The 25,463-nt window shown below is 70.7% G+C and carries 22 protein-coding genes; 11 read left to right on the forward strand and 11 right to left on the reverse strand.

Annotated elements, in window-relative coordinates; genetic code table 11:
• The first annotated feature begins 38 nt into the window (after positions 1-38).
• The gene (locus LHA26_RS18895; RefSeq protein WP_252168637.1) at positions 39-896 is read left to right on the forward strand and encodes a 2,4-didehydro-3-deoxy-L-rhamnonate hydrolase; all 858 of its coding nucleotides are present in this window, start codon (positions 39-41) and stop codon (positions 894-896) included.
• A 16-nt stretch (positions 897-912) separates the two neighbouring features.
• Complete coding sequence (locus LHA26_RS18900) at positions 913-1,728, forward strand: amidohydrolase family protein (protein ID WP_252168638.1); 816 nt, start codon at positions 913-915, stop codon at positions 1,726-1,728.
• A gap of 12 nt (positions 1,729-1,740) precedes the next feature.
• Here the strand turns inward: LHA26_RS18900 and LHA26_RS18905 are convergent, their stop codons facing one another.
• The 8 genes from LHA26_RS18905 to LHA26_RS18940 form a co-directional block, all read right to left on the reverse strand.
• The gene (locus tag LHA26_RS18905; protein ID WP_252168639.1) at positions 1,741-3,372 is read right to left on the reverse strand and encodes an alpha-L-fucosidase; all 1,632 of its coding nucleotides are present in this window, start codon (positions 3,370-3,372) and stop codon (positions 1,741-1,743) included.
• Positions 3,369-3,752 (reverse strand): L-rhamnose mutarotase, encoded by a 384-nt coding sequence (locus LHA26_RS18910; protein ID WP_252168640.1) that lies wholly within the window; start codon positions 3,750-3,752, stop codon positions 3,369-3,371. Before LHA26_RS18910 ends, LHA26_RS18905 begins: the two co-directional genes overlap by 4 nt.
• A gap of 2 nt (positions 3,753-3,754) precedes the next feature.
• The gene (locus LHA26_RS18915) at positions 3,755-4,486 is read right to left on the reverse strand and encodes an SDR family oxidoreductase (protein ID WP_252168641.1); all 732 of its coding nucleotides are present in this window, start codon (positions 4,484-4,486) and stop codon (positions 3,755-3,757) included.
• The gene (locus LHA26_RS18920; protein WP_252168642.1) at positions 4,483-5,691 is read right to left on the reverse strand and encodes a UxaA family hydrolase; all 1,209 of its coding nucleotides are present in this window, start codon (positions 5,689-5,691) and stop codon (positions 4,483-4,485) included. Before LHA26_RS18920 ends, LHA26_RS18915 begins: the two co-directional genes overlap by 4 nt.
• Positions 5,688-5,993 carry a UxaA family hydrolase gene (locus LHA26_RS18925; RefSeq protein ID WP_252168643.1) on the reverse strand — a complete coding sequence of 102 codons (306 nt, stop codon included), beginning with the start codon at positions 5,991-5,993 and terminating at the stop codon, positions 5,688-5,690. The genes LHA26_RS18920 and LHA26_RS18925 overlap by 4 nt, the downstream gene beginning before the upstream one ends.
• Positions 5,990-6,955: an aldo/keto reductase gene (locus tag LHA26_RS18930; protein WP_252168644.1), complete on the reverse strand. Its 966-nt coding sequence runs from the start codon at positions 6,953-6,955 to the stop codon at positions 5,990-5,992. The genes LHA26_RS18925 and LHA26_RS18930 overlap by 4 nt, the downstream gene beginning before the upstream one ends.
• The gene (gene fucP / locus LHA26_RS18935; protein WP_252168876.1) at positions 6,952-8,136 is read right to left on the reverse strand and encodes an L-fucose:H+ symporter permease; all 1,185 of its coding nucleotides are present in this window, start codon (positions 8,134-8,136) and stop codon (positions 6,952-6,954) included. Before fucP ends, LHA26_RS18930 begins: the two co-directional genes overlap by 4 nt.
• A 161-nt stretch (positions 8,137-8,297) precedes the next feature.
• Positions 8,298-11,087, reverse strand: coding sequence for a TonB-dependent receptor (locus LHA26_RS18940; RefSeq protein ID WP_252168645.1), 2,790 nt, complete (start codon positions 11,085-11,087; stop codon positions 8,298-8,300).
• 173 nt (positions 11,088-11,260) lie between these two features.
• On the opposite strand from LHA26_RS18940, the gene LHA26_RS18945 reads away from it, so the two are divergent.
• Positions 11,261-12,013 (forward strand): IclR family transcriptional regulator, encoded by a 753-nt coding sequence (locus LHA26_RS18945; RefSeq protein ID WP_252168646.1) that lies wholly within the window; start codon positions 11,261-11,263, stop codon positions 12,011-12,013.
• Positions 12,014-12,026: 13 nt separating this feature from the next.
• On the opposite strand, the gene LHA26_RS18950 is transcribed toward LHA26_RS18945, so the two are convergent.
• Entirely contained in the window at positions 12,027-12,632 is a 606-nt protein-coding gene (locus tag LHA26_RS18950) for a hypothetical protein (RefSeq protein WP_252168647.1), read from the reverse strand.
• A gap of 138 nt (positions 12,633-12,770) precedes the next feature.
• Between LHA26_RS18950 and LHA26_RS18955 the strand changes: the two genes are divergently transcribed.
• The 4 genes from LHA26_RS18955 to LHA26_RS18970 all read left to right on the forward strand — a co-directional run bounded on the left by LHA26_RS18955 (position 12,771) and on the right by LHA26_RS18970 (position 16,335).
• Positions 12,771-13,439 (forward strand): response regulator, encoded by a 669-nt coding sequence (locus tag LHA26_RS18955; RefSeq protein WP_252168648.1) that lies wholly within the window; start codon positions 12,771-12,773, stop codon positions 13,437-13,439.
• The gene (locus LHA26_RS18960; protein WP_252168649.1) at positions 13,436-14,848 is read left to right on the forward strand and encodes a sensor histidine kinase; all 1,413 of its coding nucleotides are present in this window, start codon (positions 13,436-13,438) and stop codon (positions 14,846-14,848) included. The genes LHA26_RS18955 and LHA26_RS18960 overlap by 4 nt, the downstream gene beginning before the upstream one ends.
• Positions 14,849-15,017: 169 nt before the next feature.
• On the forward strand, positions 15,018-15,899 hold the full coding sequence (gene yghU, locus LHA26_RS18965; protein ID WP_252168650.1) for a glutathione-dependent disulfide-bond oxidoreductase: 882 nt from the start codon (positions 15,018-15,020) through the stop codon (positions 15,897-15,899).
• A 91-nt stretch (positions 15,900-15,990) separates the two neighbouring features.
• The gene (locus LHA26_RS18970; protein WP_252168651.1) at positions 15,991-16,335 is read left to right on the forward strand and encodes a hypothetical protein; all 345 of its coding nucleotides are present in this window, start codon (positions 15,991-15,993) and stop codon (positions 16,333-16,335) included.
• Between the two features lie 179 nt (positions 16,336-16,514).
• Here the strand turns inward: LHA26_RS18970 and LHA26_RS18975 are convergent, their stop codons facing one another.
• Positions 16,515-17,315, reverse strand: coding sequence for an SDR family NAD(P)-dependent oxidoreductase (locus LHA26_RS18975; protein WP_252168652.1), 801 nt, complete (start codon positions 17,313-17,315; stop codon positions 16,515-16,517).
• Between the two features lie 194 nt (positions 17,316-17,509).
• Between LHA26_RS18975 and LHA26_RS18980 the strand changes: the two genes are divergently transcribed.
• The 4 genes from LHA26_RS18980 (at position 17,510) to LHA26_RS18995 (ending at position 22,778) form a co-directional block, all read left to right on the forward strand.
• Positions 17,510-18,043, forward strand: coding sequence for an RNA polymerase sigma factor (locus tag LHA26_RS18980; protein ID WP_252168653.1), 534 nt, complete (start codon positions 17,510-17,512; stop codon positions 18,041-18,043).
• Positions 18,044-18,079: 36 nt separating this feature from the next.
• Entirely contained in the window at positions 18,080-19,045 is a 966-nt protein-coding gene (locus LHA26_RS18985) for a FecR family protein (RefSeq protein ID WP_252168654.1), read from the forward strand.
• 83 nt (positions 19,046-19,128) lie between these two features.
• Positions 19,129-21,498, forward strand: coding sequence for a TonB-dependent receptor (locus LHA26_RS18990; protein WP_252168655.1), 2,370 nt, complete (start codon positions 19,129-19,131; stop codon positions 21,496-21,498).
• Between the two features lie 89 nt (positions 21,499-21,587).
• The gene (locus LHA26_RS18995) at positions 21,588-22,778 is read left to right on the forward strand and encodes a hypothetical protein (protein ID WP_252168656.1); all 1,191 of its coding nucleotides are present in this window, start codon (positions 21,588-21,590) and stop codon (positions 22,776-22,778) included.
• Between the two features lie 73 nt (positions 22,779-22,851).
• On the opposite strand, the gene LHA26_RS19000 is transcribed toward LHA26_RS18995, so the two are convergent.
• Positions 22,852-25,368, reverse strand: a complete 2,517-nt coding sequence (locus LHA26_RS19000; RefSeq protein ID WP_252168657.1) for a TonB-dependent receptor — start codon at positions 25,366-25,368, stop codon at positions 22,852-22,854.
• Positions 25,369-25,463: the final 95 nt, after the last annotated feature.

A 25,463-nucleotide genomic window follows, 5' to 3' on the forward strand; every position in this document is an offset into this window, starting at 1 on the left:
TGGCTCGGTTTTCCGCTCCCAGCCAAGGACGATATCGCATGAAATTCTGCCGCTACGGATCGCGTGGTGCCGAACGGCCCGGTCTGATCGACGGCGAGGGCCGGCTGCGCGATCTTTCGGCGCTGGTCGAGGACATCACCCCCGCGACGCTGGCCGCCGCGCGCGGCGCCGATCCCGCGACGCTGCCGCTGGTGGAGGGCACGCCGCGCCTGGGCGTGCCGGTGAAGGGCATCGGCAAGATCGTCGCCATCGGCCTCAACTATGCGGACCATGCCAAGGAGTCCGGCCTCCCCATTCCCACCGAGCCGGTGATGTTCATGAAGGCGCTGTCGAGCCTGACCGGGCCGAACGACGAGGTGATGCTGCCCAAGAACAGCACGCATAGCGACTGGGAAGTCGAGCTTGGCGTGATCATCGGCAAGACCTGCCGCAACATTAGCGAGGACGCGGCGCTGGATCATGTCGCGGGCTATGTGCTGGTGAACGACGTGTCGGAGCGCTTCAACCAGAAGCAGCGCGGCAGCCAGTGGAGCAAGGGCAAGGGGCATGACAGCTTCTGCCCGGTCGGCCCCTGGCTGGTGACGCCGGACGAGATCGCCGACCCGCAGGCGCTGGACATGCGGCTGGACGTCAACGGCACGCGGATGCAGACGGGCAATACCCGCACCATGATCTTCACGCTGCGCCAGCTGATCGCCTATGTGAGCGACTATGTGACGCTCTATCCCGGCGATCTGCTCATCACCGGCACGCCGCCGGGCGTCGGCGAGGGCAAGACCCCCGAGCCCATCTTCCTCAAACCGGGCGACGTGATGGAGCTGGAGATCGCGGGGCTCGGCACCCAGCGCCAGACGGTGGCCGCCTGGCACCCGCTGGACGACGCGCCGCTGGCCTGAACCGGAGGCGGCGGCGGTGCTGATCGACGCGCATCTCCATCTCTGGTCGCTCGGCCATGCCTGGCACGCCTGGCCGACGGCGGCGCTGCCGCGCATCCATCGCGATGTGACGGCGGACGAGGCGCAGGCCTGCCTCGCCGCGCATGGCGTGGAGGCGGCCGTGCTCGTCCAGGCCCAGCCGAGCCGCGCCGAAACCGACTGGCTGGCCGGGCTGGCCGCGCGCCTGCCCTGGATCGCCGGGGTGGTGGGCTGGGAGGATCTCGCCGCCCCGGACGCGCCCGCGCGCATCGCCGCGCGCGCGGCCGACCCGTGGATCAAGGGTCTGCGGCCGATGATGCAGGATCTCGCGCCGGACTGGATGCTCCAGCCCGCGCTGGCGCCGGCTTTCGCGGCGATGGCCGCGCACGGGCTGGTGCTGGATGCGCTGATCCGCCCGGCCCATCTGCCGGCGCTGGCCGAACTGGCGGCGCGCCACCCCGATCTCGCCATCGTCATCGATCATGGCGCCAAGCCCGACATTGCGGGCCGCGCCTATGCCGGCTGGGCGGACGACATGGCGCGGTTGGCCGCCCAGCCGCAGCTCGCCTGCAAGCTTTCGGGGCTCGTCACCGAGGCGGCGGCGGATTGGCGCACCGCCGATCTGGCCGAGCCGGTCGGGCATCTGTACGCGCTGTTCGGCCCGGACCGGCTGCTCTGGGGCAGCGACTGGCCGGTGCTGCTGCTCGCGGGCGACTATGGCGGCTGGCTGGCCGCGGCGCGCGCGCTGATCCCGGAGCCGGCGCGCGCGGCGGTGTTCGGCGGCACCGCCGCGCGCCTCTACCGGCTCGGCTGAGCCGCCGCCCGCTCAGGCGAGCCCGCGGCCCTCGATCCGCAGGCCGGGCACGAAGCCGCCTGCGGGCGCGGCGGGCAGCGTCAGCCGGAGCGCGGCCTCGTCCTGCACGAAGGGAATGGCGCCGCCCCCGTTCAGCGTCACCCGCTCGATCACCCCGCCGCCCGTGCCGCGCCGGCCGAGGCAGGCGATCACCGTTTCCGCCTGCGGCCATTCCAGCAGGAAGAGGTTCAGCCCGCCACGCCCCGCCGTGATGCGCAGGTCGCGCGCGGTGAAGGGCTTGATCGCATCCTCGCTGAACATGCCGGCGGGCGGCACCGTCGGCCCCTCGCCGAAGACCCGCCAGGGCCGGGTGCCGTAAATGCCTTCGCCGTTGATCGCGAACCAGCGCGCGAGATCGGCGAGGATCGCCTCCTCGTCGGTGTCGATCGTGCCATCGGCGCGCATCGGGATGCTGAGCAGCAGATTGCCGTTCTTGGACACGACATCGCACAGCCGCTGCACCACCGTCTTGGCGCTCTTATAGCCGTGCCGCTCGAACAGCGCGCGATCATAATGCCAGTTGCCGATGCAGGTGCAGGTCTGCCACGGCTCGGCCTTGATGTCGGCGGCGAAGCCGCGCTCCAGATCCTCGACCATGCCGGCCCGCTGGAAGGCGGTGAGCTGCTTGGCGGTGATCACCACGTCGGGCGTGCCGTGCCACGCCACCGCGCTGTTATAATAATGCGCCACCGCCTCCAGCCCGACGGTGCCGAAAGGCAGCTGGAAATCATCCAGATAGACCATGTCCGGCCGGTAGCGGCCGACAAGATCCTGCTGCCGCGCCAGCCATTTGGCGACATAGGCCACGCCGCGCGCGCCGGGCGGCGCATATTCGATCCACTGGCCGTCGCGGGCATCGTGCCACGCGTTCATCGCCTTCTCGCTGGTCAGGCCGGCGGGCGGCACGAAATAGGGGCCGTTATAGAGCGCCTGGGGATCGAGCCCGTCCCACCATTGGCCCCGGCCCTGATCCGCGCGGAGCCCGAAGGCATCGTAGCGCCGCCCCGCCTCGGGCCCGTGCGTGTCATAGCCATAGGCGGTCTGGTACCAGTGCCAGCTGTGCGAGCTGTGGTTGGACACGCAGAAGCGCAGCCCCTCGGCGCGGGCCAGCTTCTCCCAGGTGCCGACGATATCGCGCTTCGGCCCCACCCGCAGCGTGTTCCAGGCGTGGTGGCGGCTGTCGAACGTGTCGAGATTGTCGTGATGGCAGGCGAGGCTGGTGAAATAGCGCGCGCCCGCCTTCTTGTAGAGGCCGATCAGATGCTCCGGCTCCCAATGCTCGGCCTTCCAGAGATTCTCGATCTCCATGAAGCCCGTGCGCGAGGGATGGCCATAGGTGCGCAGATGATGCTCGTAGAAGGGATGGCCCTGGATATACATGAGCCGGCCATACCAGTCGCCGAATTCGGGCACGCATTGCGCGGACCAGTGCGACCAGATGCCGAACTTTACGTCGCGGAACCAGTCGGGCACGCGATAGCCGGCCGCTAGCGAGCCCCAGTCGGCGGTGAAGGGGCCGGCCGCGCCGGGGGCCACCGCGCGCGCCGCGCCGGCCAGCGCGGGCGCGAGCGCCGCCGCGGTCATCAGGTCGCGTCGTCCGATCATGGCTGGTCTCCCGTCTCGCCGGGCTGTTCCGCCAGGCTGAAGATGCGCGTGGTCGCCTGCCACTTCACGCCCGGCTCCGCATCGCCGAGCGGGCGCTGCATGCCATCCATCAGCGTCTCCCAGGCGCGCACATCGGGGTTGGCCCGATCGGCGGCCGCCTTGGCGGCGGGATCGAAGCGCGGCCCCGTCTCCATCACCATCACCAGCCGCGTGCCGCGCCGGTAAATGTCCATGGCGGTGATGTCCGCCGCGCGGATGCTGCGCACCACCGCGGCCGGCACCGCGCCGGCGGCGTGCCACGCCTCGTAGCGCGCGATGGCGTCCGCATCCTCGACCAGATCGAGCAGCAGCACATGGCGGTGCGGCGTGGTGGCGGCCATCGTCAATTCACCCAGCCGCCATCGACGACATGCACCGCGCCGGTGGTGAAGCCGCTCTCGTCGGACGCGAGATAGAGGCCGAGCGCGGCGATCTCGTCGGGCGTGCCGAGCCGGCCCATGGGCTGGCGCGCGATGAACTGGGCGCGCGCCGCCGCATAATCGCCGGTGTCGTGCAGCCGCTGCTGGAGCGAGGGCGAGTCGACGGTGCCGGGGCAGATCGCGTTGCAGCGCACGCCCTGGCCCACGAAATCGGCTGCCACCGCCTTGGTCAGCCCGATCACCCCCGCCTTGGTGGCGCCATAGGCGAAGCGGTTGGGGATGCCCTTGACCGAGCTTGCGATCGACGAGACGTTGACGATCGAGCCACCGCCCCGCGCCAGCATGGCCGGCAGCAAGGCGCGGATCATGCGGTACATGGCGGTCATGTTGAGATCGAGCGAAAAGGCCCAGGCGCGCTCGTCGCAGTCGAGGATGGTGCCGGCATGGACATAGCCGGCGACGTTGAACAGCACGTCGACCGCGCCGAGCCGCTCGGCGATCGCCGCGATGGCCTCGGCATCGGTGACATCGAGCCGGGCCTGCTCGCAGCCGTCCAGCCCCTCCAGCAGCGCGGGATCGACATCGGTGGCGATCACGCGCGCGCCTTCCGCCGCGAAGCGCAGCGCGGCGGCGCGGCCGATGCCCTGCCCCGCCGCCGTGATCAGCGCGGTCTTGCCGGCGAGCCGCCCGCTCATGCCATGGCTCCCGCGCGGCGCGGCAGACAGGCCGGGCCGATCGGCTCGAACGCCTTGTAGGTGAGGATGAACTCGCGATGGCCCAAGGCTTCCGAAACGGTCCGTTCGCCGGCGGCGACGGCGAGCACGCGGGCATGAATCTCGTGGCCGAGATCGTCCAGGCTGGCCTCGCCTTCCAGGATGCGGCCCGCGTTGATGTCCATGTCGGCGGCCAGCCGGCGCGCCGTTTCGGGATTGGCGCAGATCTTGATGACGGGCGCGATCGCGGAGCCCACCACCGAACCCCGCCCGGTCGTGAACAGCGTGAGATGCGCGCCGCAGGCGATCAGCTCCACGATCTCGGCATTGTCCGAGATGTTCGGGAAGCCGAAGCGCGGCTCGCCATCGGGCACCACGTCCAGCAGATAGAGGCCGCCGCTCGGCGCGCGGTCGCCGGGCTTGAGGATGCCGCTGATCGGCGAGGCGCCCGACTTGGAATAGGCGCCCATCGATTTTTCTTCCTGGGTGGTGAGCCCGCCCTCGGCATTGCCGGGCGCGAAGCTGCCAAAGCCCATGATGGTGTAATAGCGCTCGGCCTTGGCGACCGTGGCCTCGATCTCGGCGCCGAGCGCGGGCGTGATCGCGCGATCGGCCATGATCGTCTCGCACCCGACCAGCTCGCCCGTCTCCTCGAAGATGCAGGTTGCGCCCTCCGCCACCAGGCGATCGAAGGCCCGCCCCACCGCGGGATTGGCGGTGATGCCGCTGGTGCCGTCCGAGCCGCCGCAGATCGTCGCCACGACCAGCTCGTCCACCGCCATCGGCGCGCGCGGCGCGGCGTCGGCGGCGGCCTGGAGCCGGGCGACGGCGGCGCGGCCGGCGGCGATGGTGGCGGCGGTGCCGCCCGCCTCCTGGATCACCAGCAGCTCGACCGGCCGCCCGCTCGCGGCGATCGCCTCGCGCAGCCGCTCGCGGTTGAAGCTCTCGCAGCCGAGCGAGACGAGCAGCACCCCGCCGACATTGGGATGGGTGGCCACGGCCTCCATCACGCGCCCGGCATAGGCATTGGGGTAGCAGCCCGGAAAACCGATGAGATGGACATCGGGATGGTCCGCCGCATCGACGATCCGCCGCGCCACATGATGCGCGCACTCGACCAGATAGGCGACGGCGACGACATTGCGGATGCCCTTGCGGCCATCGGCGCGGAGATAGCCCGAGATCATGACGCGTCCCCGGCGGCGTCGCGCAGATGAGCGGCGATATAGTCGCTTTTCATATTGTGCATATGGACCCATTCGCCAGCGGCGCAGTCCTGCGTCATCGATCCGATCGGCGCGCCATATTTGATCACCCGCTCGCCCGCCGCGAGCGGGCGCCGCGCCACCTTGTGGCCCACGGTGATGCCCTCGCGCGCGGGAATGGTGGCGCCGCCCACGATCAGCGGATCGCCGCTCTCGACGGGCCGCACGACCACATAGACATTGTCGTCCTCGTGCAGCAGGATCAGTCGGTCACCGGTATTCACGCGGGCTCCTCTTGCAGCGCGGACCACAAATGGGGCGGGATCGGCGCCGCCATGCGGGCGATCGTCTCGGCCACCTCGGCGGCGCCGGCGAGACCGGGGATCACGCAGGCGACGGCCGGATGGGTGAGCGGGAATTGCAGCGCCGCCGCGGGCAGCGCCACGCCGCAGCCCCGGCACAGCGCCTCGAGCGCGCGCGCCCGCGCGATCAGCGGCGCCGGCGCCGGCGCATAATCGAAGAAGAGCTGGTCCGCCTCGGCGAGCGGGCGGGCGAGGATGCCGCTATTATATGGCCCGCCGATGATGACGCGGATGCCACGCGCGGCGCAGCGCGGCAGCAGCGTTTCGGCGGCGGCGCGATCGAGCAGGCTGTAGCGCCCGGCGAGCAGGATCACATCCAGCTCGACCCGGTCGATCAGTTCGAGGCAGATGGCGATTTCGTTGACGCCGATGCCGATCGCCCGGGTCAGCCCGGCGTCGCGCAGCGCGCGCATCGCGGGATAGCCGCCATCCAGAAACTCCCGCAGCCGCGCCGCATGGTCCGCGCCATGGGTGAGCGCGCCGAGATCGTGCGCGAGCAGCAGATCGACCCGATCGCGCCGCAGCCGGCCGAGGCTGTCCTCGAAGGAGCGGCGCACGCCATCGGCCGTGTAATCGAACACCGGCTCATAGGGCAGCGCCTCGGCAAAGCCGTGCCGGGTGGTGGCGGGGTCGCTGGTCGGCACCAGCCGCCGTCCGACCTTGGTGGAGACGAGGACATCGCCGCGCCCGGCCAGCGCGCGGCCGAGCCGCGCCTCGGCCAGGCCGAAGCCGTAATGCGGCGCCGTGTCGAAATAGCCGATGCCGGCCTCGAGCGCCGCCGCCACCGTCGCCTCCGCCTCGGCATCGCCGATCGGGCGGTAGAGATTGCCGATCGCGGCGGTGCCCATGCCCAGCCGCGGCAGCGCGGGACCGAGGCCGCTCATGCCCGGGCTCCGGCGCGATCAGCGTGGCGGGCGAAGGCCGCGACGACAAGGAAGCAGAAGGCGGGCACCAGCATCGCCCAGCGGATCGCGCCGCTCCGATCCGAAATCAGCCCCATCAGCGCGGTCAGCACCGCGCCGCCGATGATCGCCATCACGATCGGCGAGGCCGCCGGCTTGGTGAGCGGACCGAGGCCGCGCAGCGTCAGCACGAAGATGGCGGGATACATGATCGACATGAAGGCGCTGGACGCGACCAGCGCGGCGACGCCGAGCCCGCCGCCGGCAAGCGTCGCCACCAGGCACAGCCCCGCGTCGATCAGCGCGAAGGCCAGCATCAGCCGCGCCGCCGAGAGCCGCGCCATCAGCGCCGCGCCGAGGAAGCGCCCGGCCATGAACAGCGCCAGCGAGAGGGTGAGCAGCCAGGCCGCATGGCGCGTGCCAATCTCCGGCAGCGCGGCCGTGGCGTAGCGGATCAGATAGCTCCAAATCCCCACCTGCGCGCCGACATAGAAGAATTGCGCCGCCACCCCCGCGCAATAGGCGGGGCGGCGCAGCAAGGCGCGATAGGCGCCGGGCGCGCGCTCCTCGGCGCTGGCGCCCGCCGTCGCCACCGCCGGAAAGCGCATCCGCAGGAACAGGAGCGCCCAGAGCCAGGTAACGCCCGCGATCAGCAGATAGGGCAGCCGCACCGCCGCCGCTTGCGCGGTCACGCTGCGGGTCTCGTCCGAGAGGATCAGCATCAGGCCGAGCGCCACCCCCGCGATCGAGCCGAGCGGATTAAAGGCCTGGGCAAGCGTGAGCCGCTGCTCGGCCGTCTCGCGCGGCCCGAGCGCGGCCACCATCGGGTTGGCGGCGGTCTCGAGAAAGGCCAGGCCGCTCGCAATCACGAACAGCGCGAAGAGGAAGAAGCCATAGCTCAGCAGCCGCGAGGCGGGCCAGAAGAGCAGCGCGCCGGCGCCGAACAGCCCCAGCCCCGTCACCACCGCCGTGCGATAGCCGAAGCGGCGCATCGTCAGCGCCGCGGGCGTGGCGAAACAGAAATAGCCGAAGTAGAAGGCCGACTGCACCAGGCCCGAACGAAAGTCCCCAAGCTTAAAAAGCGTCCTGAAATGCGCGATCAGGACATCGTTGAGATTGTTGGCGACGCCCCACAGGAAGAAGAGGCCGATGGCGAGCGCCATCGCCCAGGGTGTCCGCTCCAGCGCGGGCGGCATAGCGTCGGCGCCCGCCACGGGATTTCTTCCATGATCCGTCATCCTCACCCCTGTTCTTTTCTGGAATGGCCGGGGCGCCGTGCCCCGACCATCCGTGCCAGAGGGTAGCACGCCGCGACGCGCCGCTCCTAGAAGGTGATCCGCGCGATGCCGCTGATGCGGCGGTCGTCGATCGTCACGTCGCGCGGCCGGGTGTCGAGCCCGAAATAGGTGGTGAGCCGCGTGTTGAGCAGATTGCGCCCGTCCACCGTCAGCGAGAAATGCGGCGTGACATTGTAGGTCAGCGAGGCATCGAGCTGGCCGAACGCCTTGTTGAAGATCGGCAGGCTGCCCGTGCCGTTGCCGGCCGTGGTCTGCACATATTTGCTGCGCCAATTATAGGCGGCGCGCGCCGAAATCTTGCCCAGCTCGTAGATGCCGACGACATTGTAGCTGTACTTGGAGAGGTTCTCCAGCGGCACGTTCGTCACCGGGCCGGACGTCTGCGGGCTCGGCGCCTTGGAGTCCACATAGGTGAAGTTGCTCTGCACGCCCAGGCCGCGCAACAGGCCGGGGAGGAAATCGAAGAACTGCTGATAGGCGACTTCGACGCCCTTCACCTTGCCGCTGGCGACATTGTTGTACGAGGTGACTTCGTAATTGAAGGTCTGGCCGTCGGGGAAGGTGACCGCGCGATTGGTGACGGCGGTCTGGATATAGTTGGAGATATGCTTGTAGAAAGCCGCCGCCGTGAGCGAACCCGTGCGCGAGAAATACCATTCCAGCGACAGATCCAGATTCTTGGACGTCATCGGCTTGAGATAGGGATTGCCGCCCGACGCGGTGTGGATCTGATTGAGCTGGCTGGTGCCCGGCTCGGTGAGGGTGAGGCTCGGGTTGAGCTGATCGAAGGTCGGCCGCGCCAGATTGGCCGAGGCGGCGAAGCGCAGCTGCAGCTTGTCGGTCAGATGGCCGCGCAGATTGAGGCTCGGCAGAACCTTGGTGTAGCTGCGCGAATCCCCGATCGGGCTGAAGGTGGTGGCGCCGTTGGTGGAGGTGCCGTCGGCCTGGGTCACCTGCTCGGTCTGCTGGTAGAAGCCGTTGACCGCGAGTTCGGTCTTGACGATGCGCACGCCGATATTGCCGTCGATCGGCACCGGCAGGCGATCCGCCTTGAAGAAGGCCGCGACATAGCCCGCATAGGTCTTCTGGCGCTCGTCGTTGCGGCCGCTGGGCAGATAGCTGGGCAGCGTATCGATGCCGAGCGCGGCGCGGGTCGCGTCATAGTCGACGATGGTGCTGCGCGGGAAGGCGATGATGCCGTTGAACAGATCGGCGTCGCCGCGGAAGAAGTCCGTCAGGTCGACACGCTCATATTGGCCGAGCGGACCGGACAGGCCGGTATAGCGATAGCCCGTGTCCTTGGTGCTGTTCGAGCGGTCGGCGAAGCGGAAGCCCGCCTTCACCGAGGAGAGGAAGCCGCCATCGAACTTATATTCCGCATCGACCCGGCCGGCCTTGTCGCTGCCGACCGAGCGGTTGATATCGTCCAGATAGCCGCCGAGCGTGTAATTGTTCGGGTTGTCGATCGCGCCCGCCGGACCGATGCCGATCACCGGAATGGCGCTGCGGATATCCTGGGTGAGCGTGCCGGCCGTGGAGTTGAGGATTACGATCGAGCGCGTGTTGGTGGTGGTCGCCCGCACATATTGGCCGTCGGCGGTGATGGTCAGCCGGTCGGTCGGCTTCCACTTGGCGTTGAGCGAATAGTCGGTGGTGATCGAGTGGCGGACGCTGAGGCTGGTGTTGGAGTTGACCGGCACGTTGGCGAAGGTGCCGCTCTGGAAATCGCCGTTGTCCGCATAGGTGAAGGCCGCGCCCGGCAGCGGCTGGATGGCGGCGTCGCCCGAATAGGCGAACCAGCTATAATCGTCGAACCGGAACTTATAGTCGTTGCGGAAGACTTCGCCGGTGAATTCCAGCGTCGGGCTGGGCCGCCACTGGATGGCGACATCGGTGCCGAAGCGGCGGCGATCGCCATAATGCTGGCCGATGCCGGTGCCGTGCGGCAGGGTGGTGGTCTGGCCCGTGCGGTTCAGGCTCGCCAGCGTGGCGGCGTCGGCGGGCACGGTCGGATCCAGCGTGTAGAAGGGCTGGGTGCTGATCGTGTCCTCGCGGAAGGCGGTCTTCTGATAGGCGATGTCGGCAAGGATGCCGATCTCGCCGATGCCCGTCTCCCAGCGGTCGCTCAACAGGCCCGAAAAGCTCGGCTTGCTCTTGTCGACCAGGTCGTAATAGCTGTTGTTGACCGAAGCCGAGGCCTTGAAGCCGCTGAAGTCGAACGGCTTGCGCGTGCGGAAATTGATCGTGCCGCTGAGCTGGTCCTCGATCAGGTCCGATGACGGGTTCTTGTACACGTCGATCCCGGCGAGCAGCTCGGACGGCACGTCCTCGAGGCTCAGCTGGTTGGCGCCGTTGGCGGTGAAGATGTCGCGGCCGTTCAGTTCGGTGCGGACCTGGGTGAGGCCGCGGATGGCGACCGAGCTGCCCTCGCCATATTGGCGCTGGATCTGGATGCCCGAGATGCGCTGCAGCGCCTCGGCGACGTTGCGGTCCGGCAGCTTGCCAATGTCCTCGGCGACGATGGAATCGACGATCTGGGGCGAGTTGCGCTTGATCGACTGGGCCGACTGGAGGCTGGCGCGAACGCCGGTGACGACGATCGCCGCCGAAGCGTCACCCGGCTGCTGCGACGTATCCGCCTGGCCCTGATCGCCGCTCGGCGCGGTCGCGCCGCCGCTCGAGCTCTGGGCGTTGACCGGACCGGCGGTCCCGGTCTGCGCCTGGCCGGCGGTCGCGCCGACGAACAGGGCCGCCATCGAGCAGGTCAACAGGAAGCGCGCGCCAGCGGTGCCGCGCGAACCGAGGTTCGACGTCATATTCCTCTCCAGAACCAGTGCCTTACCCAGCCAAGCCGGGGTCTTGGAGCGCGGCCTAGCAGGCTCGGCCGCGTGACGAAATATGAAATTGTCGTTTAAATCTGATTTTTACGGAGCGTTGCGCGCTTGCCATGGAGCCGGTAGCGTCGCCGGCTTGGGGAGAGGCTTGGTTCATGTCGACGACAGGAAAGTACCGCGCGCCGGCCTTGTTGAAGGGCCTCGAAATTCTCGAACTGCTCGCGCGCGCGCCGCAGCCCATGCCCACCTCCGACATCTCGGCGGCGCTGGGGCGCTCGGTCAGCGAGCTGTTCCGGATGCTGCAGGTGCTCGAGGAGACCGGCTATATCAGCCGCTCGGGCGAAGGCTATCGGATCACCAACCGGCTCTTCTCGCTCGGCATGGCGCAGCCGCCGGTGCGCGATCTGCTGGGCCAGGCGCTGCCCGAGATGCGCGCGCTGGCAAGCGCCACCCAGCAGAGTTGCCACCTCGCCGTCGCCTCGGGCGCGGAGATCGCGGTGGTGGCGACGGTGGAGGCGCCCGGCCTGCTCGGCTTCGCGGTGCGCATGGGCTATAGGCGGCCGCTCATCCAGTCCGCCTCGGGCCATATTCTGCTGGCCTTCCAGTCGGCGGCGGTGCGCGCCGAGATGCTGCGCGAGACCAGGGCGGCGCGGCTGGCCTTCGATGCGGGCGCGCTCGATGCGCAGCTCGCCGCCATCCGCGCGGCCGGCTATGTCACCATGGCCAGCCCGATGCTCACCGCCATCACCGATGTCTCGGCGCCGGTGCTGGCCGATGGCGCGGCGGTGGCGGCGCTCACCATGCCCTTTGTGACGGGCGCCGCCGCGCGCCTCCCGCAGGACGAGGCGCGCGACGTGCTGCTCGCCACCACCGCGCGCCTGTCCGCCGCGCTCGACCTGGCCGGCTGAGCGCGGCGCATCCTCAGCGCGCGGGCGTCGCGGCGGGGGCGGGCGCCGGCGGGGCGGCGGGGGCCATCGCACCGGGCGCGGGCGGCGGCGCGGCGGCGAAGGCGGGCGGCGGCGCACCCGGCCCACCCGGCGGCGGCGGCGGAGCGCCCGGACCGGCGAGCGGCGGGGGCGGCGGTGGAGCGCCCGGGCCGGCGGGCGGCGGGCCGTCCCGACCGGGCCGCGGGCCATGCGGACCGCGCGGCATCAGCGCATGGACGGTGCCGCCGGCATCGACCAGAAAATCGGCATGAAGCCGCCCGCGATCGAAGCGGCCCTGCACCGTCACGCTCTGCCCATCGGCGACGAGGCCGCGATCGCCGGCGCCCGGCCCGAGATCGACCAGCGTCCGCGCGCTGCCATCATCCGCGACGAAGCTGTCGCCATAGGTTTCGGCGACCCGTGCGCGGATGCTGACGATGCCGTCGCTGCCCGGGAGGCTGCGGATCGCAACCGGATGCAAGGGCGCCATTTCGATCGGGGGCTGGAGCTGGCGGCCGGCCACGGCGCCGACGCCGCCGCCGACGATGAGCAGCGCCGCGGCGGCCAGGGCCTGGGCGCGTCGGGTAGTGAAATGAGCCATGAAGCGTCTCCGTTCTGCGTCGATGTCCCGGCTTCTAGCGACCCGCGCCCAGCCCCCGCTGAACCGCGCCGTTCAGTTTCGGTTTAGCTGGATGGGCAAGGGTCGCGCGGCCGAGGGCGGGACGGATGGAGGCAGGCGATGCGGGTGTTGGTGATCGAGGATGATGCGGCGCTCGGCGAGGCGATGGCGCGCCATCTTCGCGCCGAGCATTTCGCGGTCGATCTCGTCGCCGACGGGATCGATGGCGGTCATCTCGGCGCCACCGAATTGTACGACGCGGCGGTGCTGGACCTCGGCCTGCCCGGGCGCGACGGCCTGTCGATCCTCGAGGAGTGGCGGCGCGCGGGGGTGCGGCTGCCGGTGCTGATCCTCACCGCGCGCGATCAATGGTCGGACAAGGTGCAGGGCTTCAAGGCCGGCGCGGACGATTATCTCACCAAGCCTTTCCGCGTCGAGGAGCTGGTGATGCGGCTGCGCGCGCTGGCCCGCCGCGCCGCCGGCCATGCCGCGGCGGTGATCGACTGCGGCCCGCTGCGGTTCGAGGCGCAGACCGGTCAGTTCGAGCTGGACGGTCTGCCGCTGCGCCTGACCGGGTTCGAATGGCGCGTGCTCTCGGCGCTGATGCTCCGCAAGGAGGTGGTGGTGGAGCGGCTGGAATTGCTGGAGCGCGTCTATGAGGGCGATGCCGATGTCGATTCCAACTCGCTCGAGGTGATTATCGGCCGACTTCGGCGCAAAATCGGCGCCGAACGGATCGAAACCGTGCGCGGGCGCGGCTATCGGCTCACCGCGGGCGACGCGGCGTGAGGCTGTTGCCGCGTTCGCTGGCCGGGCGGCTGCTCGCCACCGCCGCGCTGGCGCTTCTGGTGGCGCTGGCGATCGCCGCCGCCGCGATCGGGCATGTGCTGGGCCGCTTCGTCATCGCCGGCATGGACCAGCGGCTCGACGCGCAGCTCGCGCTGGTGGCGCGCGCGGTGGGGCCGGATGGCAGCGTCGCGCCGGGCCGGCTGATCGATCCGCCGCCCTTCGATCGGCCCGGCAGCGGCTGGGCGTGGCAGCTGCGCGCGCCCGGCGGCCGCTGGCATTCGGCCTCGGCGGCGGGGATGGGCCCGGTGCGCGCGACGGGACCGTCGCACAATCCCCCGCCCCCGCCGCATCCAGAGCGCGGCCCGGCTGCGCCGCCGCCCCAGGAGAGCGGCCTGCCGGGGCCGCCGCCCCGCCCGTTCGACGGCATCGCCGCCGATGGCGCGCCGATCCACGGGCGCCTGCTGGAGATCGCCACCACGCGCGGGCCCGCCGTGCTTCTCGCCACCGCGCCGCGCGCGCTGGTGCGGCGTCCGCTGCGCGAGGCGACCGCGCCGCTGCTGCTCTCGGTGGCGCTGCTCGGCGGCCTGCTGCTGCTCGCGGTGCTCGTGCAGCTCCGCCTCGGCCTGCGCCCGCTCGCCAGGCTCGGCACCATGCTGGCCGAGGTCCGCGCCGGCCGCCGTCGCCATGTCGAGGTGGAGGAGCCGACCGAATTGCTGCCGCTCGTCGCCGAGCTCAACGCGCTGATCGACGCCAACGAGGCCGGGCTCGCCGCCGCGCGCCGCCATGTCGCCAATCTCGCCCATGGGCTGAAGACGCCGCTTGCGACGCTGCGGCTGGATCTCGCCGAGCCGGGCCGCGATCCCGATGGCCGGCTCGCGGCGCAGGTGGCGCGGCTGGAGGCGCAGATACGCCACCACCTCGCCCGCGCGCGCGCCGCCGAACCGGGCGCCGCCGCGACCCCGCGCATTCCGCTCCGCCAAGCGCTGGACGCGCTGGTGGCAGCGCTGGCGCGCATCCATGCCGATCGCGGCGTGGCGGCGCGCCTCGCCGTGCCCGACGCGCTCGCGGTGCGCTGCGATCCCCAGGATCTCGACGAGGCGCTCGGCAATCTGCTCGACAATGGCTGGCGTCACGCGCGCCGCCTCGTGCGCTGCAGCGCCGAGCCGGACGGGCGGCAGATCGCGCTGCGCATCGAGGATGATGGCGACACGCTGGACGAGGCCGGGCTGGCCGCGCTCCAGGCCGGCGAGGCGCGGCTCGACGAACAGGGCGCGGGCTATGGCCAGGGCATCCGCATCGCCCGCGCGCTGATCGAGCTGCATGGCGGTACGCTCCGCTTCGCGCGGGGCGCCAGCGGCGGCCTCGCGGTCACGCTCACCTTGCCGGCGGCGAGCGACGCGCCGCGATAGCGTTGCCGCGCCGTTTCCTGGAGGAAATGCGGCGTTGATCGCGATGGTTCGCCCTCGCCGCCCGGCGGCGCGCCATCGCCGATACTGGCGCCGGTCCGGAGCCGGGGCTAGAGCAGGCCGGCCGGTCGCCCTCCCCCCTTCCGCGCGGCCGGATCGAAGGAGGCGGACCATGTCCAGCGACACCGAAGCATATACGCCGCCCAAGGTCTGGCAGTGGGAGCCGGGCAATGGCGGCCCCTTCGCGACGATCAACCGGCCGATCGCCGGCGCCACGCGCGAGGCGACACTGCCCGTCGGCCGGCACCCGCTCCAGCTCTATTCGATGGGCACGCCCAATGGCGTCAAGGTCACCATCCTGCTGGAGGAGCTGCTCGCCGCCGGCCATCCGGGCGCCGAATACGATGCCTGGCTGATCCGCATCGGCGAGGGCGACCAGTTCGGCAGCGGCTTCGTCGCCATCAATCCCAATTCCAAGATCCCCGCCATGGTGGATCATAGCGGGCCAAGCCCGATCCGCCTGTTCGAATCGGGCGCGATCCTGCTGCATCTGGCCGAACGCTTCGGCGCCTTCCTGCCGCGCGACGCGGCGGCGCGGGCCGAGGCCTTGTGCTGGCTCTTCTGGCAGGTCGGCAGCGGCCCGCTGCTGGGCGGGGGCTTTGGCCATTTCTACACCTATGCCCCGATCAAGATCCGCTACGCGATCGACCGCTTCGCCATGGAGGCCAAGCGCCAGCTCGACGTGCTCGACCGGCGGCTGGCGGAAAGCGCCTATGTCGGCGGGGCAGACTATGGCATCGCCGACATGGCGATCTGGCCCTGGTACGGCCAGCTGGTGCTGGGCGATCTTTATGGCGCGGCCGAGTTCCTCCAGGTCGCCGACTATGCCCATCTGCGCCGCTGGGCGGAGACGATCGCCGCGCGGCCGGCGGTGCAGCGCGGGCGGATGGTGAACCGCACCATGGGCGATCCCGCCAGCCAGCTCCGCGAACGCCACGAGGCCAGCGATTTCGAGACGCAGACCGAGGACAAGCGCGCGACCGCCGCCGGCTGAGCGGAGCCGCCGCCCGCCGCGCCGCGTTTTCCCCGCGATGCGGACGAGCATGGGAAGACGGACGATGCGGTGGCGGACGACAGGCGCGATCATGGTGGCGGCCACGGCTCTTCTGGCGGCCGGGCCGCCGCGCTTCAGCTTCCAGGCGATCGAGTTCGAGCCGGCGGCGGCGCGACTGCCGGAGGCGCGCGCCTGGCTCGCGCGGGTGGCGGCGCCCGGCACGCCGATGGCCGAGGCGGTGCGCGCAGTGCGGGCCGCCGGCGCGGGCTGCGCCACCCGCCCCGCCGGCGCGGTGCGCTGCCGCTATGCGCGGACGGTTCAGGATTCGAGCCATGCCAATCCGCCGGGCGCGGTGCTCTGGACGGTGTGGCTACAGGGCGATGCCAACGGGCGCGTCGTCCAGGCCAATCTCGACCGCGCGCGGCGCGGCTTGTAAGCCGCTGCGCCGCCACAAAAAAATAGCCGCCCGCAGAGGCGGACGGCCGAAAGTTTATAGGAGAGGATGCCTGAAAGGCCCGTTCCTTTTGCGTCGCCGCGTGGCTCTTCGCAAGCGCAAAAGACGCAATTGAATTTTTTTAACGTGCAATCGCGGGCTTTGCCGCGACGCTGGCCCGCTCAGCCGGCGGATCCCGGCTCGGACATGCCGCGATGCACCTGCGCGCCGATCGGATCGGGCAGCGCCTCCGCGATCGCGCCCATCACCTTGTTTTTCAGCTTGGGCAGCACCTTGTCCTTGTCGGCGCGGAGCGCGGCGAAGGCGGCGCGGGCGACATCGGCGGGATCGTCCTTGCTCTCGGATGCCCCGGCGCGCGTATCCAGCATGTCGGCGCGGTTGAAGAAATTGGTGTCCGTGACGCCCGGCATCAGCACGGTAACGCCCACGCCGCTATCCTTCAGCTCGTTGCGCAGCGCCTCGCCGAACCAGCGCAGGAACACCTTGGTGGCACCATAAACGGCCTCGAACGGATCCGGCATGGTGGCCGCGATAGAGGAGGTGAACAGCAGCTGGCCTTCGCCGCGCGCCACCATATCCTTGACCAGCGCCTTGCTCAGCTGCACCGCGCCGCGCACATTGAGGTCGATCATCTGCAATTCGGTGGCGAGATCGGTGTCGATAAAGGCGCCGCCGAGGCCGATACCGGCGTTGACGCAGGCGATGTCGAGCGGACGCCCGATCCGCCGCACAGTCTCGATCAGCGCGTCGACCTGGTCGGCACGGCCGAGATCGCCGGCGAAGGTCTCGATCCGCGCGCCGTTCTGCGAAAGGCTGTGTGCCGCGTCGGCGACGTGGCTTTCCGTCTCGCCCGCGATCAGCAGATCATAGCCATGATCCGCGAATTCGCGCGCCAGCGCTAGCCCGATGCCATTGTCGCCGCCCGTGATCAGCGCAAAGGCGCGCCGCTCTGCTTCGGCCATGCCGCTTCTCCTAATTTCTTGCTGGTTTGCCAATCGCTTAAACCTCTGGGCGGGAGGGAGGTTGCAGCCCGATGCGGCGCGCGCGGCGAAGCGCCGGGGCGCTGCGGCAGCCCGGGCAGGGCAATTTCCCGGAGGCAGCGCTCCGTGACCTGCGAGCATGGCGCCGCCGCTCCGGCTGGGCTATCGGCCCCGCGATGCGCGACTCTGGTGTCGATCCCGGCGGCCTCAAGGCGATCTTCCTGGCGGAGCGACCGGCGCTGCTGCGCTATGTCGCGGCGCGCGGCGCGGGCGACGAGGCGGAGGATGTGCTCCAGGATCTCTGGCTGCGCGTTGCCCGCGCCGCCGCCGGGCCGATCGCCAATCCGCGCGCCTATCTGTTCCGCGCCGCCGAAAATGTGCTGCGCGACCGCCAGCGCGCCGACCGCCAGGCGCGCCGGCGCGACGAGGATTGGCTGCACGCGCTGCGGCCCGAGGGGCTCGAACGCTCCGACGCGCCCTCGGCCGAGCGCACGCTGCTCGATCGCGAGGCGCTCGCCCGGCTCGACGCCCGGCTCGCCACGCTGCCGGCGCGGGCGCGCACGGCGCTCGCGCTCCACCGGCTCGACGATCTGTCGCAGAAACGGATCGCGGAGCGGCTGGGCGTCAGCCTCAGCACGGTCGAGAAGGATCTGCAGCGCGCCTATCGCATCCTGCTCGACAGCCGGGATGCGAAGGACGATGCGGAATGATCGCGAGGACTCCGTCACGGCACCGAAGGAGCGGCGATGAACCGGTGGCCTGACGATATCCAAGAGGCGGTCGTCGCCTGGATGCTGCGCATCGGAGAGCCCGATTTCGCGGATTGGGACGGGTTTGCCGCCTGGCTCGAAACCTCGCCGGCGCATCGCGACGCCTATGCCGCGCTGCTGGATCGCAGCGCCTGGGCGGCGCGCCACATCGCCGGCGCGGATCGGATCGCGCCGGTGCCGCCGATGGCGGCCCTGCCCGAGGAGACGCGCGCCCCCGCCCGGTGGCGCGGGCGCGCCTGGAGCGGCGGGCTCGCGGCGGCGCTGGTGGCGCTGCTGGGCTGGGGCGGCTGGCAGATGCTCGCGCCGCGCGCCGTCACGATCGAGACCAGGCCCGGTACGCAGCGGCTGGTCACGCTGGCGGGCACGCGGATCCAGCTCAATGGCGAAACGCGGCTCGTCTATGATGCGCGCCGGCCGCGCGCCGTCACGCTGGCGCGGGGCGAGGCGCTGTTCGATGTCCGCCACGATGCCGCCAATCCCTTCACGCTCACGGTCGGATCGGTCGAACTCATCGATCGCGGGACGCGCTTCGATGTGACGCGCGGGGCCGCCGGGCTGCGCGTGCAGGTGGCCGAAGGCGTGGTCGCCGTGCAGGATGCGGGCCGCGCCGTCACCTTACGCGCCGGCACCATGCTGCTCGACCCCGCCGATGATGGCGCGATCGAATTGCGGCCGGTGGCGCCGGCGGCGGTCGGCGGCTGGCGGCACGGCCAACTCAGCTATGTCGCGGCGCCGCTCGCCACCGTCGCGGCGGATCTGTCGCGCGGGCTTGGCGTGCCGATCCTCGTCGATGCTCCGGATGCCGATCGTCGCTTCACGGGCAGCCTCGCCTATGGCACAGACAAAGCGCGTTTCCTCGCGGAGCTGGGGCCAACGCTGGGGATGAGGGTGCGGCAAGAGGGCGGGCGCTGGCGGATAAGCGGGATCGACGGGCGGCGCTGAGCCGCCGGGCGGGTGGCCTCGTCGGTTGGGCGGCGCTGATCGCGATAGGCGCGCCCGCGCTCGGCGAGCGGCCGATCCCGATCATGGTGCCGGCGGGCACGCTCGGCGAGGCCACCGCCGCGCTCAGCCGCGCGGCAGGCGTGAATGTGCGGCTGGCCGATGCCAGCCTGTGGCGCCGCCCGGTCGCCGCGCTGCACGGCCGGATGCGCGTGGGCGACGCGCTCGCCGCGCTCGCCGCCCAGGGCGGCCTCCGCCTCCGCCGGCTCGGCCGCGCCAGCTGGCTGATCGAGCCGGGCGCCGCCGCTCCGACGCTCCCCGCGCCGCCCCCGCGCACCCCGCCGACCCTGGCCGGGGGCACGATCCTCGTCACCGCGAGCAAGCGCGACGTGCCGCTCGATACCTTCCCGGGCACGGTCACGCTGGTGGATGGCGCCAGCCTCGTCACCGTGGCGGATCAGGGCAGCGATGCGCTGATGCAGCGCGTCTCAAGCCTCAGCTCCACCTATTTCGGCGGCGGCCGCGACAAATTGTTCATCCGCGGGATCGCCGATTCGGGGCTTGTCGGCCAGTCGCAGGCCACGGTCGGCCAATATTGGGGCGATCTCCGGCTGAGCTATAACGGCCCCGATCCCGATCTCCGCCTCTACGATATCAGCTCGGTCCAGGTGCTCGAGGGCCCGCAGGGCACCTTGTACGGCGCCGGATCGCTGGGCGGCATCATCCGGATCGAGCGCGCTGCGCCGGCGCTGGACCGCTTCGGCGGCACGCTGAGCCTCGCCACCGCTGTCACCGATCATGGCGCGCCGAGCGCCGCCGGCGGGCTGGCGCTCAACGTGCCGCTGGCGCGCGACGTGATCGGGCTGCGCGCCGTGGGCTATGGCGAGCGCGACGGCGGCTATATCGATGCGCTGCTGCCCGGCGGGGGCCGGCGCAAGAATATCAACCGCCAGACGGTGCGCGGCGGCCGGCTGATGGTCCGGATCGCGCCCGCCACGGGCTGGACGATCGATCTGGGCGGCCTCGCCCAGTCGATCCGCAGCGCGGACGCGCAATATGCCGATGCCGATCTGCCGCCGCTGACCCGCGCCAGCCCGACCCCGCTGCCGGGCCGGGACTTTTACCGGCTCGCCGAGGGGACCATCGCCTATCGCGGCGAGACACTGTTGTTCAGCAGTTCGACCGGCCTGGTCCACCAGGACGTGTCCGAACGCTACGACGCCTCGGCCGACACGGCGCTGCCGCTGCTGTTCGGCCAGCGCAACCGCATCCGCATGATCGCCAACGAAACCCGGCTCGCGCGGCCGCTGCGCGATGGCTGGGGCTGGGTGGTCGGCGTCAGCGTGGTACATAACAGCGCGCGCGTGAGCCGCACGCTCGGCACCGCCGGCAGCGCGCCCGCCGCCGACAGCGTGCTCAACCGCCTGACCGACCTGACGGGCTATGGCGAAGCGTCGGTCGCGCTGGCGCCGCGCCTGATCGTCACCGCCGGCGGCCGGATCACGCGCTCGCACCTGTCCGGCGGCCGGATCGATATCGATCGCGACAGGCTGATCGGCGAATCGACCCGCAGCCCGACGCGAATGCTTCCCTCGGCCTCGCTCGGCTGGTCGCCGCCGGGCTGGCTCGTCTATGCGCGCTATCAGCAGGGCTTTCGGCCGGGCGGCCTGGCGCTCAGCTATGGCGCCGGGACGATCGCACGCCGCGCGGGGCTGATCGGCCCCGCCAGCCCGGCCACCGCCTATTCGCTGCTCACCGAGGAGGCCGAGCCCGAGAGCCGCCGCTTCGCCGGCGACACCATCCGCACGATGGAGATCGGCCTGCGCCGCAGCGATGCCGCGCGTCGCCGCCTCGCGCTGGCCGTCTCGCTCGCCTACAGCTATTGGCGCCACATCCAGGCGGACTATCTCGACAGCCTGGGCGTGCCCGTGACGAGCAATATCGGCGATGGCCGGATCTGGTCGGGCGAAGCGAGCGCGACCTGGCGGCCGCTGCCCGGCCTCAGCCTCGAGGCCGCCGGCCTGATCAACCGCAGCCGGCTGATCCGGCCCAATCTCGCGCAGCTGCGGACCGATCTGCTCGATCCCATCGCGCTGCGCCGGGGCGAGCCGCTGCCCAATGTCGCGGCCTATGGCGGCCGGCTGGCGGGGCGCTACACCTGGGCGCTGCGCGGCGGGACGCGGATCAGCCTGGGTGCCCTCGCCCATTATGTCGGCCGCGCGCGGCTGGGGGTGGGCCCCCTGCTGGGCGGCAGGCAGGGCGGCTATATCGACAGCATGGCCGATATGCGGCTGGAGACGCCGCAGTTCGGCGTGACGCTGAGCGTGCGCAACCTCGCCGATGCGGTGAGCAATCGCTTCGCGCTCGGCTCGCCGCTGGAGGTGGGCTGGCGCCCGGCCGCCGTCACCCCGCTGCGCCCGCGCACCGTGCGCCTGACGCTCGACACCCGCTTCTAGGCACGCGCCGCCGGACCTGCGGGCCGGGGCGGGGCGCGGCGCACGCGCGCGGCTTACGGGTCCGGCGCGGCGGCTCCGTCTGAAACGATATGCGAACGGCCTTTCTGTTCAACGACGATCAGGCGCACCAGCTCGCGCACGCCCTGCCCGTCGCGCTGGCGCTCGCGGAAGGGGGCGGGCCGCCGCCCGTCATCGCCGTCACCACCGCCGCGCTCGCGCACGAGGCGGAGCGGCTGGCCGGCGCCGCGCTGGCCCGCGCCGGCATCCGGCTGGTGCGCCTGGCGCCGCGCCGGCCGCACAGCGCGCTGGGCCTGCGGCTGGCGCGCGATGCCAGCGCCGCGCGGCCGCTGATCTATGGCGACAATCTGGATTTCTTCGCCAGCTTCGAGGCGCTGGTGGTGCCCGAATGCCTCTCCACCTTGCTGCGCACGCGCCATGGGCTGAGCGGCACGCGGCTGATCCTGTGCGCCGCCGGGCTCGAGGATCTGCCCGATCTCGCGCAGCATGTGCTGCTGTTCGACCAGATCCTCGCCCCCGGCGCCGCCGCGCGCGATTGGCTGGTTGAGCGGCTTGGGGTGGCGCCGGCGCGCATCGCGGTGATCGGCGATCCGCGCCGCGATCTCGCCCCGCCCGCGCCGACATTGCCCTGGGCGGCCGAGGATCCGCGCCCGCTGCTGCTCTACAGCCCCTCGGCCTGCGCGCGCCGCTCCTCCTGGTACGGGATCGGGCCGGACCTGCTAGACTGGTTCGCCGCGCGCGCCACGCACCGGCTGATCTTCGCGCCCGATCCCGCCCTCTTCGCCAAGCCCTTCGCGCCGAGCGCGACGCCGCTGCGCCTGTGCCGGCCGGCCGCGATCAGCGATGCGGCCTGGCGATCGCCCGCGCTGCACATCGATCTTGAGGGCGCCGCGTTGAGCGATGGCAGCCTCGCGCGTGCGGCGCATGTGCTGCTGGGGGACAGCGGCCCCGTCATCACCGATTTCCTCGCCAATCCGCGGCCATGCCTGTTCCTCAACCCGCGTCGCCTGGACGCCGCCAGCGAGCCGGGGCTGCGCGCCTGGCAGGCGGGCCGGGTGATCGAGCGGCTGGACCAGATCGGCCCGGCGCTGGCGGCGGCGGAGACGCGGCACCGCCTCGGCCAGCCGCGGCGGCAGCGCGCGCTGCTCGCCGAACTGGTGGATCCCCAGCCGCAGCCCGCCCGGCGCGCGGCGGCGGCGATCCGCTCGGCGGGCGCGCGGCCGGCCCGGATCCGTACCGCCACCGGGCTGCGCGCCGGCTGATCCCGGCCACCGCCGCACCGCGGGTTCCGGCCGGTGCGTTCCCGCCACCGGCCGGATCTCCGCCCCGCGTCGGCTAGAAGTCCAGCCGCAGCGAGGTCGAGATGGTACGGCCGTTGATCGCGCGGGCGCGCACGATGCCATTGGCCGGAAGCGTGGCGTCCTCGGCTTCGGTCAGGCCCAGCACGTCGAACAGATTATTGGCGTTAAGCGAGAGCAGCAGCCGTGTCAGCGGGCGATAGGTAACGAATGCGTTGGTCGTGACATAGCCCGGCATCTTCAGCTGGTTGCTGTCGGCGGTGTAGCTGCTGGTGGTGCCGATGAAATTGGCGCCCAGAGTGAAGGGGCCATGTTCCAGCTGCGGCGTCGCCTGGAAGATCAGCTTGGCCTGGCGGCGCGGCGTGTGGCCGACAAATTCGGGGTGCAGCGCATCCTTGCTGATTTCGGCATGGGTCCAGGTCGCGCCGGCGGTGAGGCTGAACGGCCCCACGCGATAGCCGCCGTCGAATTCGAGACCGAGCGCGCGATAGGTGCGGTTGATGAAGGTCTGGCTGGTCGCCTCGAAATTCTGCTCCGCGGTCGAGGCCCAGAATCCGGTCAGGTTGAGCTGAAGACCCGCCTCCCGGAACTTGACGCCCAGCTCGGCCTGGCGGACGAAATCGACCGCCGCCGCCTTGTTGACCAGGCCGCCATCGGTGGTGCGCACCGCAGGGCCGAACAGCAGCCGATCGGCATTGGCGCGGCCGCCGCGGCTATAGCGACCGAACACCGCCAGCGGCTCGGCGAGACGGTAGACGATGCCGGCCGAATAGGAGAGGTAGGAATAATCATAATTGACCGGCGCCGGGCTGCCGAGCGGCAGGATCGCGACTTTCTGCTCGGCCGGGGTGATCACGCCATCGCCGTTCATGTCCTGCGTCACCAGGCCGATCCGGCCGCCGCCGAGATCGGACCCGCTGACGCTGCCGCGTGCGGTGCCGGTGTCGAGGCGAAGGCTGCCGCCGATGGAGATGCGGCCGAAATGATAGTTGAGCGAGCCGAAGGGCGCCGTCACCGTATAGTCGAGATTATAGCGCCGCCGGCAGCAATTGCCGAAGCTGTTGGCGGAAAAGGCGACGAAGCCGTTCTGCGTGATCGGCGCGCCCGCGGCGTTCCGCACGTCGATCAGCGCCGTCTTGCCGTCGCCCCGCACATCGGTGAGGATCTCGGTCCACAGCCAGGCGGTGTTGATCGTCTGGCGGGCGCGATACAGGCCGACGGTGGTGGTGAGATCGCCGCCCCCGATCTTGTCGACCCGGCTCGCGCGCAGATCATTGGTGGCATTGTCGAGGCTGTTCAGCTTGGTGTCGAAGATGACGATGCGCGCCAGCAGCCCGTTGCCGTTGAGGGCGGCGGGATTGCTGATCACCTGCCCGGCATTGGGCCCGCTGGCATAGGCGAGCGTCGCGCCCGCGCCGCCGAGCGCGGTGAGGATGGATCCGGCATTGTCCACCGCCGCCGGGAAGGGCGAGATGAAGCGGCCCGAAATGGCGGCGTAGCGGAAGCGATCGGTAATGGTGAAGCCGGCGAGGCTGAACCGCGTTTCAAGGCCCACCGCCTGTTCCTTGGGATGGTGGCCGCCCTGCATATTGTCGGCGGTGAACTGGTTATTCTCGTCGAGCGTGATGTTGCGCGGGATATAGGGCGACAAAAGCAGATCGCGGTTGAGCTTGAAGTTCTGGATATTCTGATATTTCGGATCGCTGTCGGTGCCCGTCGCCCGGATCGGCATCGGCAGATAGGAGGTGGCGCGATCATCGAGCAGCTTGAAGGAAAGCCGCACATAGCCGCTGTCGAAGGTCTTGGTGATGTTGCCGCGCAGCTGGCCGCCGCGCAGGCCGTCGAAGCCGGTGCGGTGCGGCCCGGTGCCCTGGCGGTAGAAGCCGCCGATCTGGAATCGCAGACCCTCGGCCAGCCGCCCGCCATAGGTGAAATCGGTGCGATATTCCTTGTAGTTGATCCCGAAGCTGGTCTGCAGCGCGCCGCCCTCGCGCTCGCCCGTCAGGGTGATCAGGTTGATCACGCCGCCCGGTGAATTGGAGGCGAAGGTGGAGGCGGAGCCGCCCCGGATGGTTTCCACCCGATCCAGCATCAGATCGGCGCGCATGAAGATGTCGGCATTGCCGAAGGTGATGTCGCCAAATTCCAGAACCGGCAGCCCATCCTCCTGAAGCTGGAGGAATTTGGCGCCGCCCGAGGCGATCGGCAGGCCGCGGATCGAGATATTGGCATTGCCCTCGCCGCCCGAGCTTTCGGACCGGATCCCGGGAATATTGCGGAAGATCTCGGCGACCGAGCGCGGCGCCGCGCGGGCGATGTCGCTCAGGCGCAACGCGCTGGTGGAGGTGGCGCTGTCCAGACGATCGCGTCCGATGGCGACGCCGGTGACGATGATGTCCTCCGGGCGCGCGCTCGGCTTTTTCGCCGGCGCGGCGGCGGGCGTGCCGGGCATTGCCTCGTCGCCCTCGGCGGGCGGCGTCGCGGCGGCGGCAGGGTGCGCGGCAATCAGCAGCGCCAACGGCGCAGCGGCGAAAAGAAGCTTATTTTTCAACATCGATTATCCCCCCCTGGGACTTGAGCCATGGACGCGATGGCTGGAGAAGCCGTCGTCCTGGCCTTTAGATGCTAAGTTGTTTACCCTCTATTCGT

The sequence above is a fragment of the Sphingomonas morindae genome, assembly GCF_023822065.1.
Classification (GTDB): Bacteria; Pseudomonadota; Alphaproteobacteria; order Sphingomonadales; family Sphingomonadaceae; genus Solisphingomonas; species Solisphingomonas morindae.

Bases quoted from the DNA above. Each gene is read 5' to 3' on its own strand.
- LHA26_RS18985 (WP_252168654.1), top strand. From the start codon at position 18,080: ATGAACCGGTGGCCTGACGATATCCAAGAGGCGGTCGTCGCCTGGATG.
- LHA26_RS19000 (WP_252168657.1), bottom strand. From the start codon at position 25,368: ATGTTGAAAAATAAGCTTCTTTTCGCCGCTGCGCCGTTGGCGCTGCTG.
- yghU (WP_252168650.1), top strand. From the start codon at position 15,018: ATGTCCAGCGACACCGAAGCATATACGCCGCCCAAGGTCTGGCAGTGG.
- LHA26_RS18930 (WP_252168644.1), bottom strand. From the start codon at position 6,955: ATGAGCGGCCTCGGTCCCGCGCTGCCGCGGCTGGGCATGGGCACCGCC.
- LHA26_RS18970 (WP_252168651.1), top strand. From the start codon at position 15,991: ATGGTGGCGGCCACGGCTCTTCTGGCGGCCGGGCCGCCGCGCTTCAGC.
- LHA26_RS18955 (WP_252168648.1), top strand. From the start codon at position 12,771: ATGCGGGTGTTGGTGATCGAGGATGATGCGGCGCTCGGCGAGGCGATG.
- LHA26_RS18995 (WP_252168656.1), top strand. From the start codon at position 21,588: ATGCGAACGGCCTTTCTGTTCAACGACGATCAGGCGCACCAGCTCGCG.
- LHA26_RS18950 (WP_252168647.1), bottom strand. From the start codon at position 12,632: ATGGCTCATTTCACTACCCGACGCGCCCAGGCCCTGGCCGCCGCGGCG.
- LHA26_RS18940 (WP_252168645.1), bottom strand. From the start codon at position 11,087: ATGACGTCGAACCTCGGTTCGCGCGGCACCGCTGGCGCGCGCTTCCTG.
- LHA26_RS18915 (WP_252168641.1), bottom strand. From the start codon at position 4,486: ATGAGCGGGCGGCTCGCCGGCAAGACCGCGCTGATCACGGCGGCGGGG.
- LHA26_RS18980 (WP_252168653.1), top strand. From the start codon at position 17,510: ATGCGCGACTCTGGTGTCGATCCCGGCGGCCTCAAGGCGATCTTCCTG.
- LHA26_RS18905 (WP_252168639.1), bottom strand. From the start codon at position 3,372: ATGATCGGACGACGCGACCTGATGACCGCGGCGGCGCTCGCGCCCGCG.
- fucP (WP_252168876.1), bottom strand. From the start codon at position 8,136: ATGGCGCTCGCCATCGGCCTCTTCTTCCTGTGGGGCGTCGCCAACAAT.
- LHA26_RS18910 (WP_252168640.1), bottom strand. From the start codon at position 3,752: ATGGCCGCCACCACGCCGCACCGCCATGTGCTGCTGCTCGATCTGGTC.
- LHA26_RS18945 (WP_252168646.1), top strand. From the start codon at position 11,261: ATGTCGACGACAGGAAAGTACCGCGCGCCGGCCTTGTTGAAGGGCCTC.
- LHA26_RS18920 (WP_252168642.1), bottom strand. From the start codon at position 5,691: ATGATCTCGGGCTATCTCCGCGCCGATGGCCGCAAGGGCATCCGCAAT.
- LHA26_RS18975 (WP_252168652.1), bottom strand. From the start codon at position 17,315: ATGGCCGAAGCAGAGCGGCGCGCCTTTGCGCTGATCACGGGCGGCGAC.
- LHA26_RS18895 (WP_252168637.1), top strand. From the start codon at position 39: ATGAAATTCTGCCGCTACGGATCGCGTGGTGCCGAACGGCCCGGTCTG.
- LHA26_RS18990 (WP_252168655.1), top strand. From the start codon at position 19,129: ATGGTGCCGGCGGGCACGCTCGGCGAGGCCACCGCCGCGCTCAGCCGC.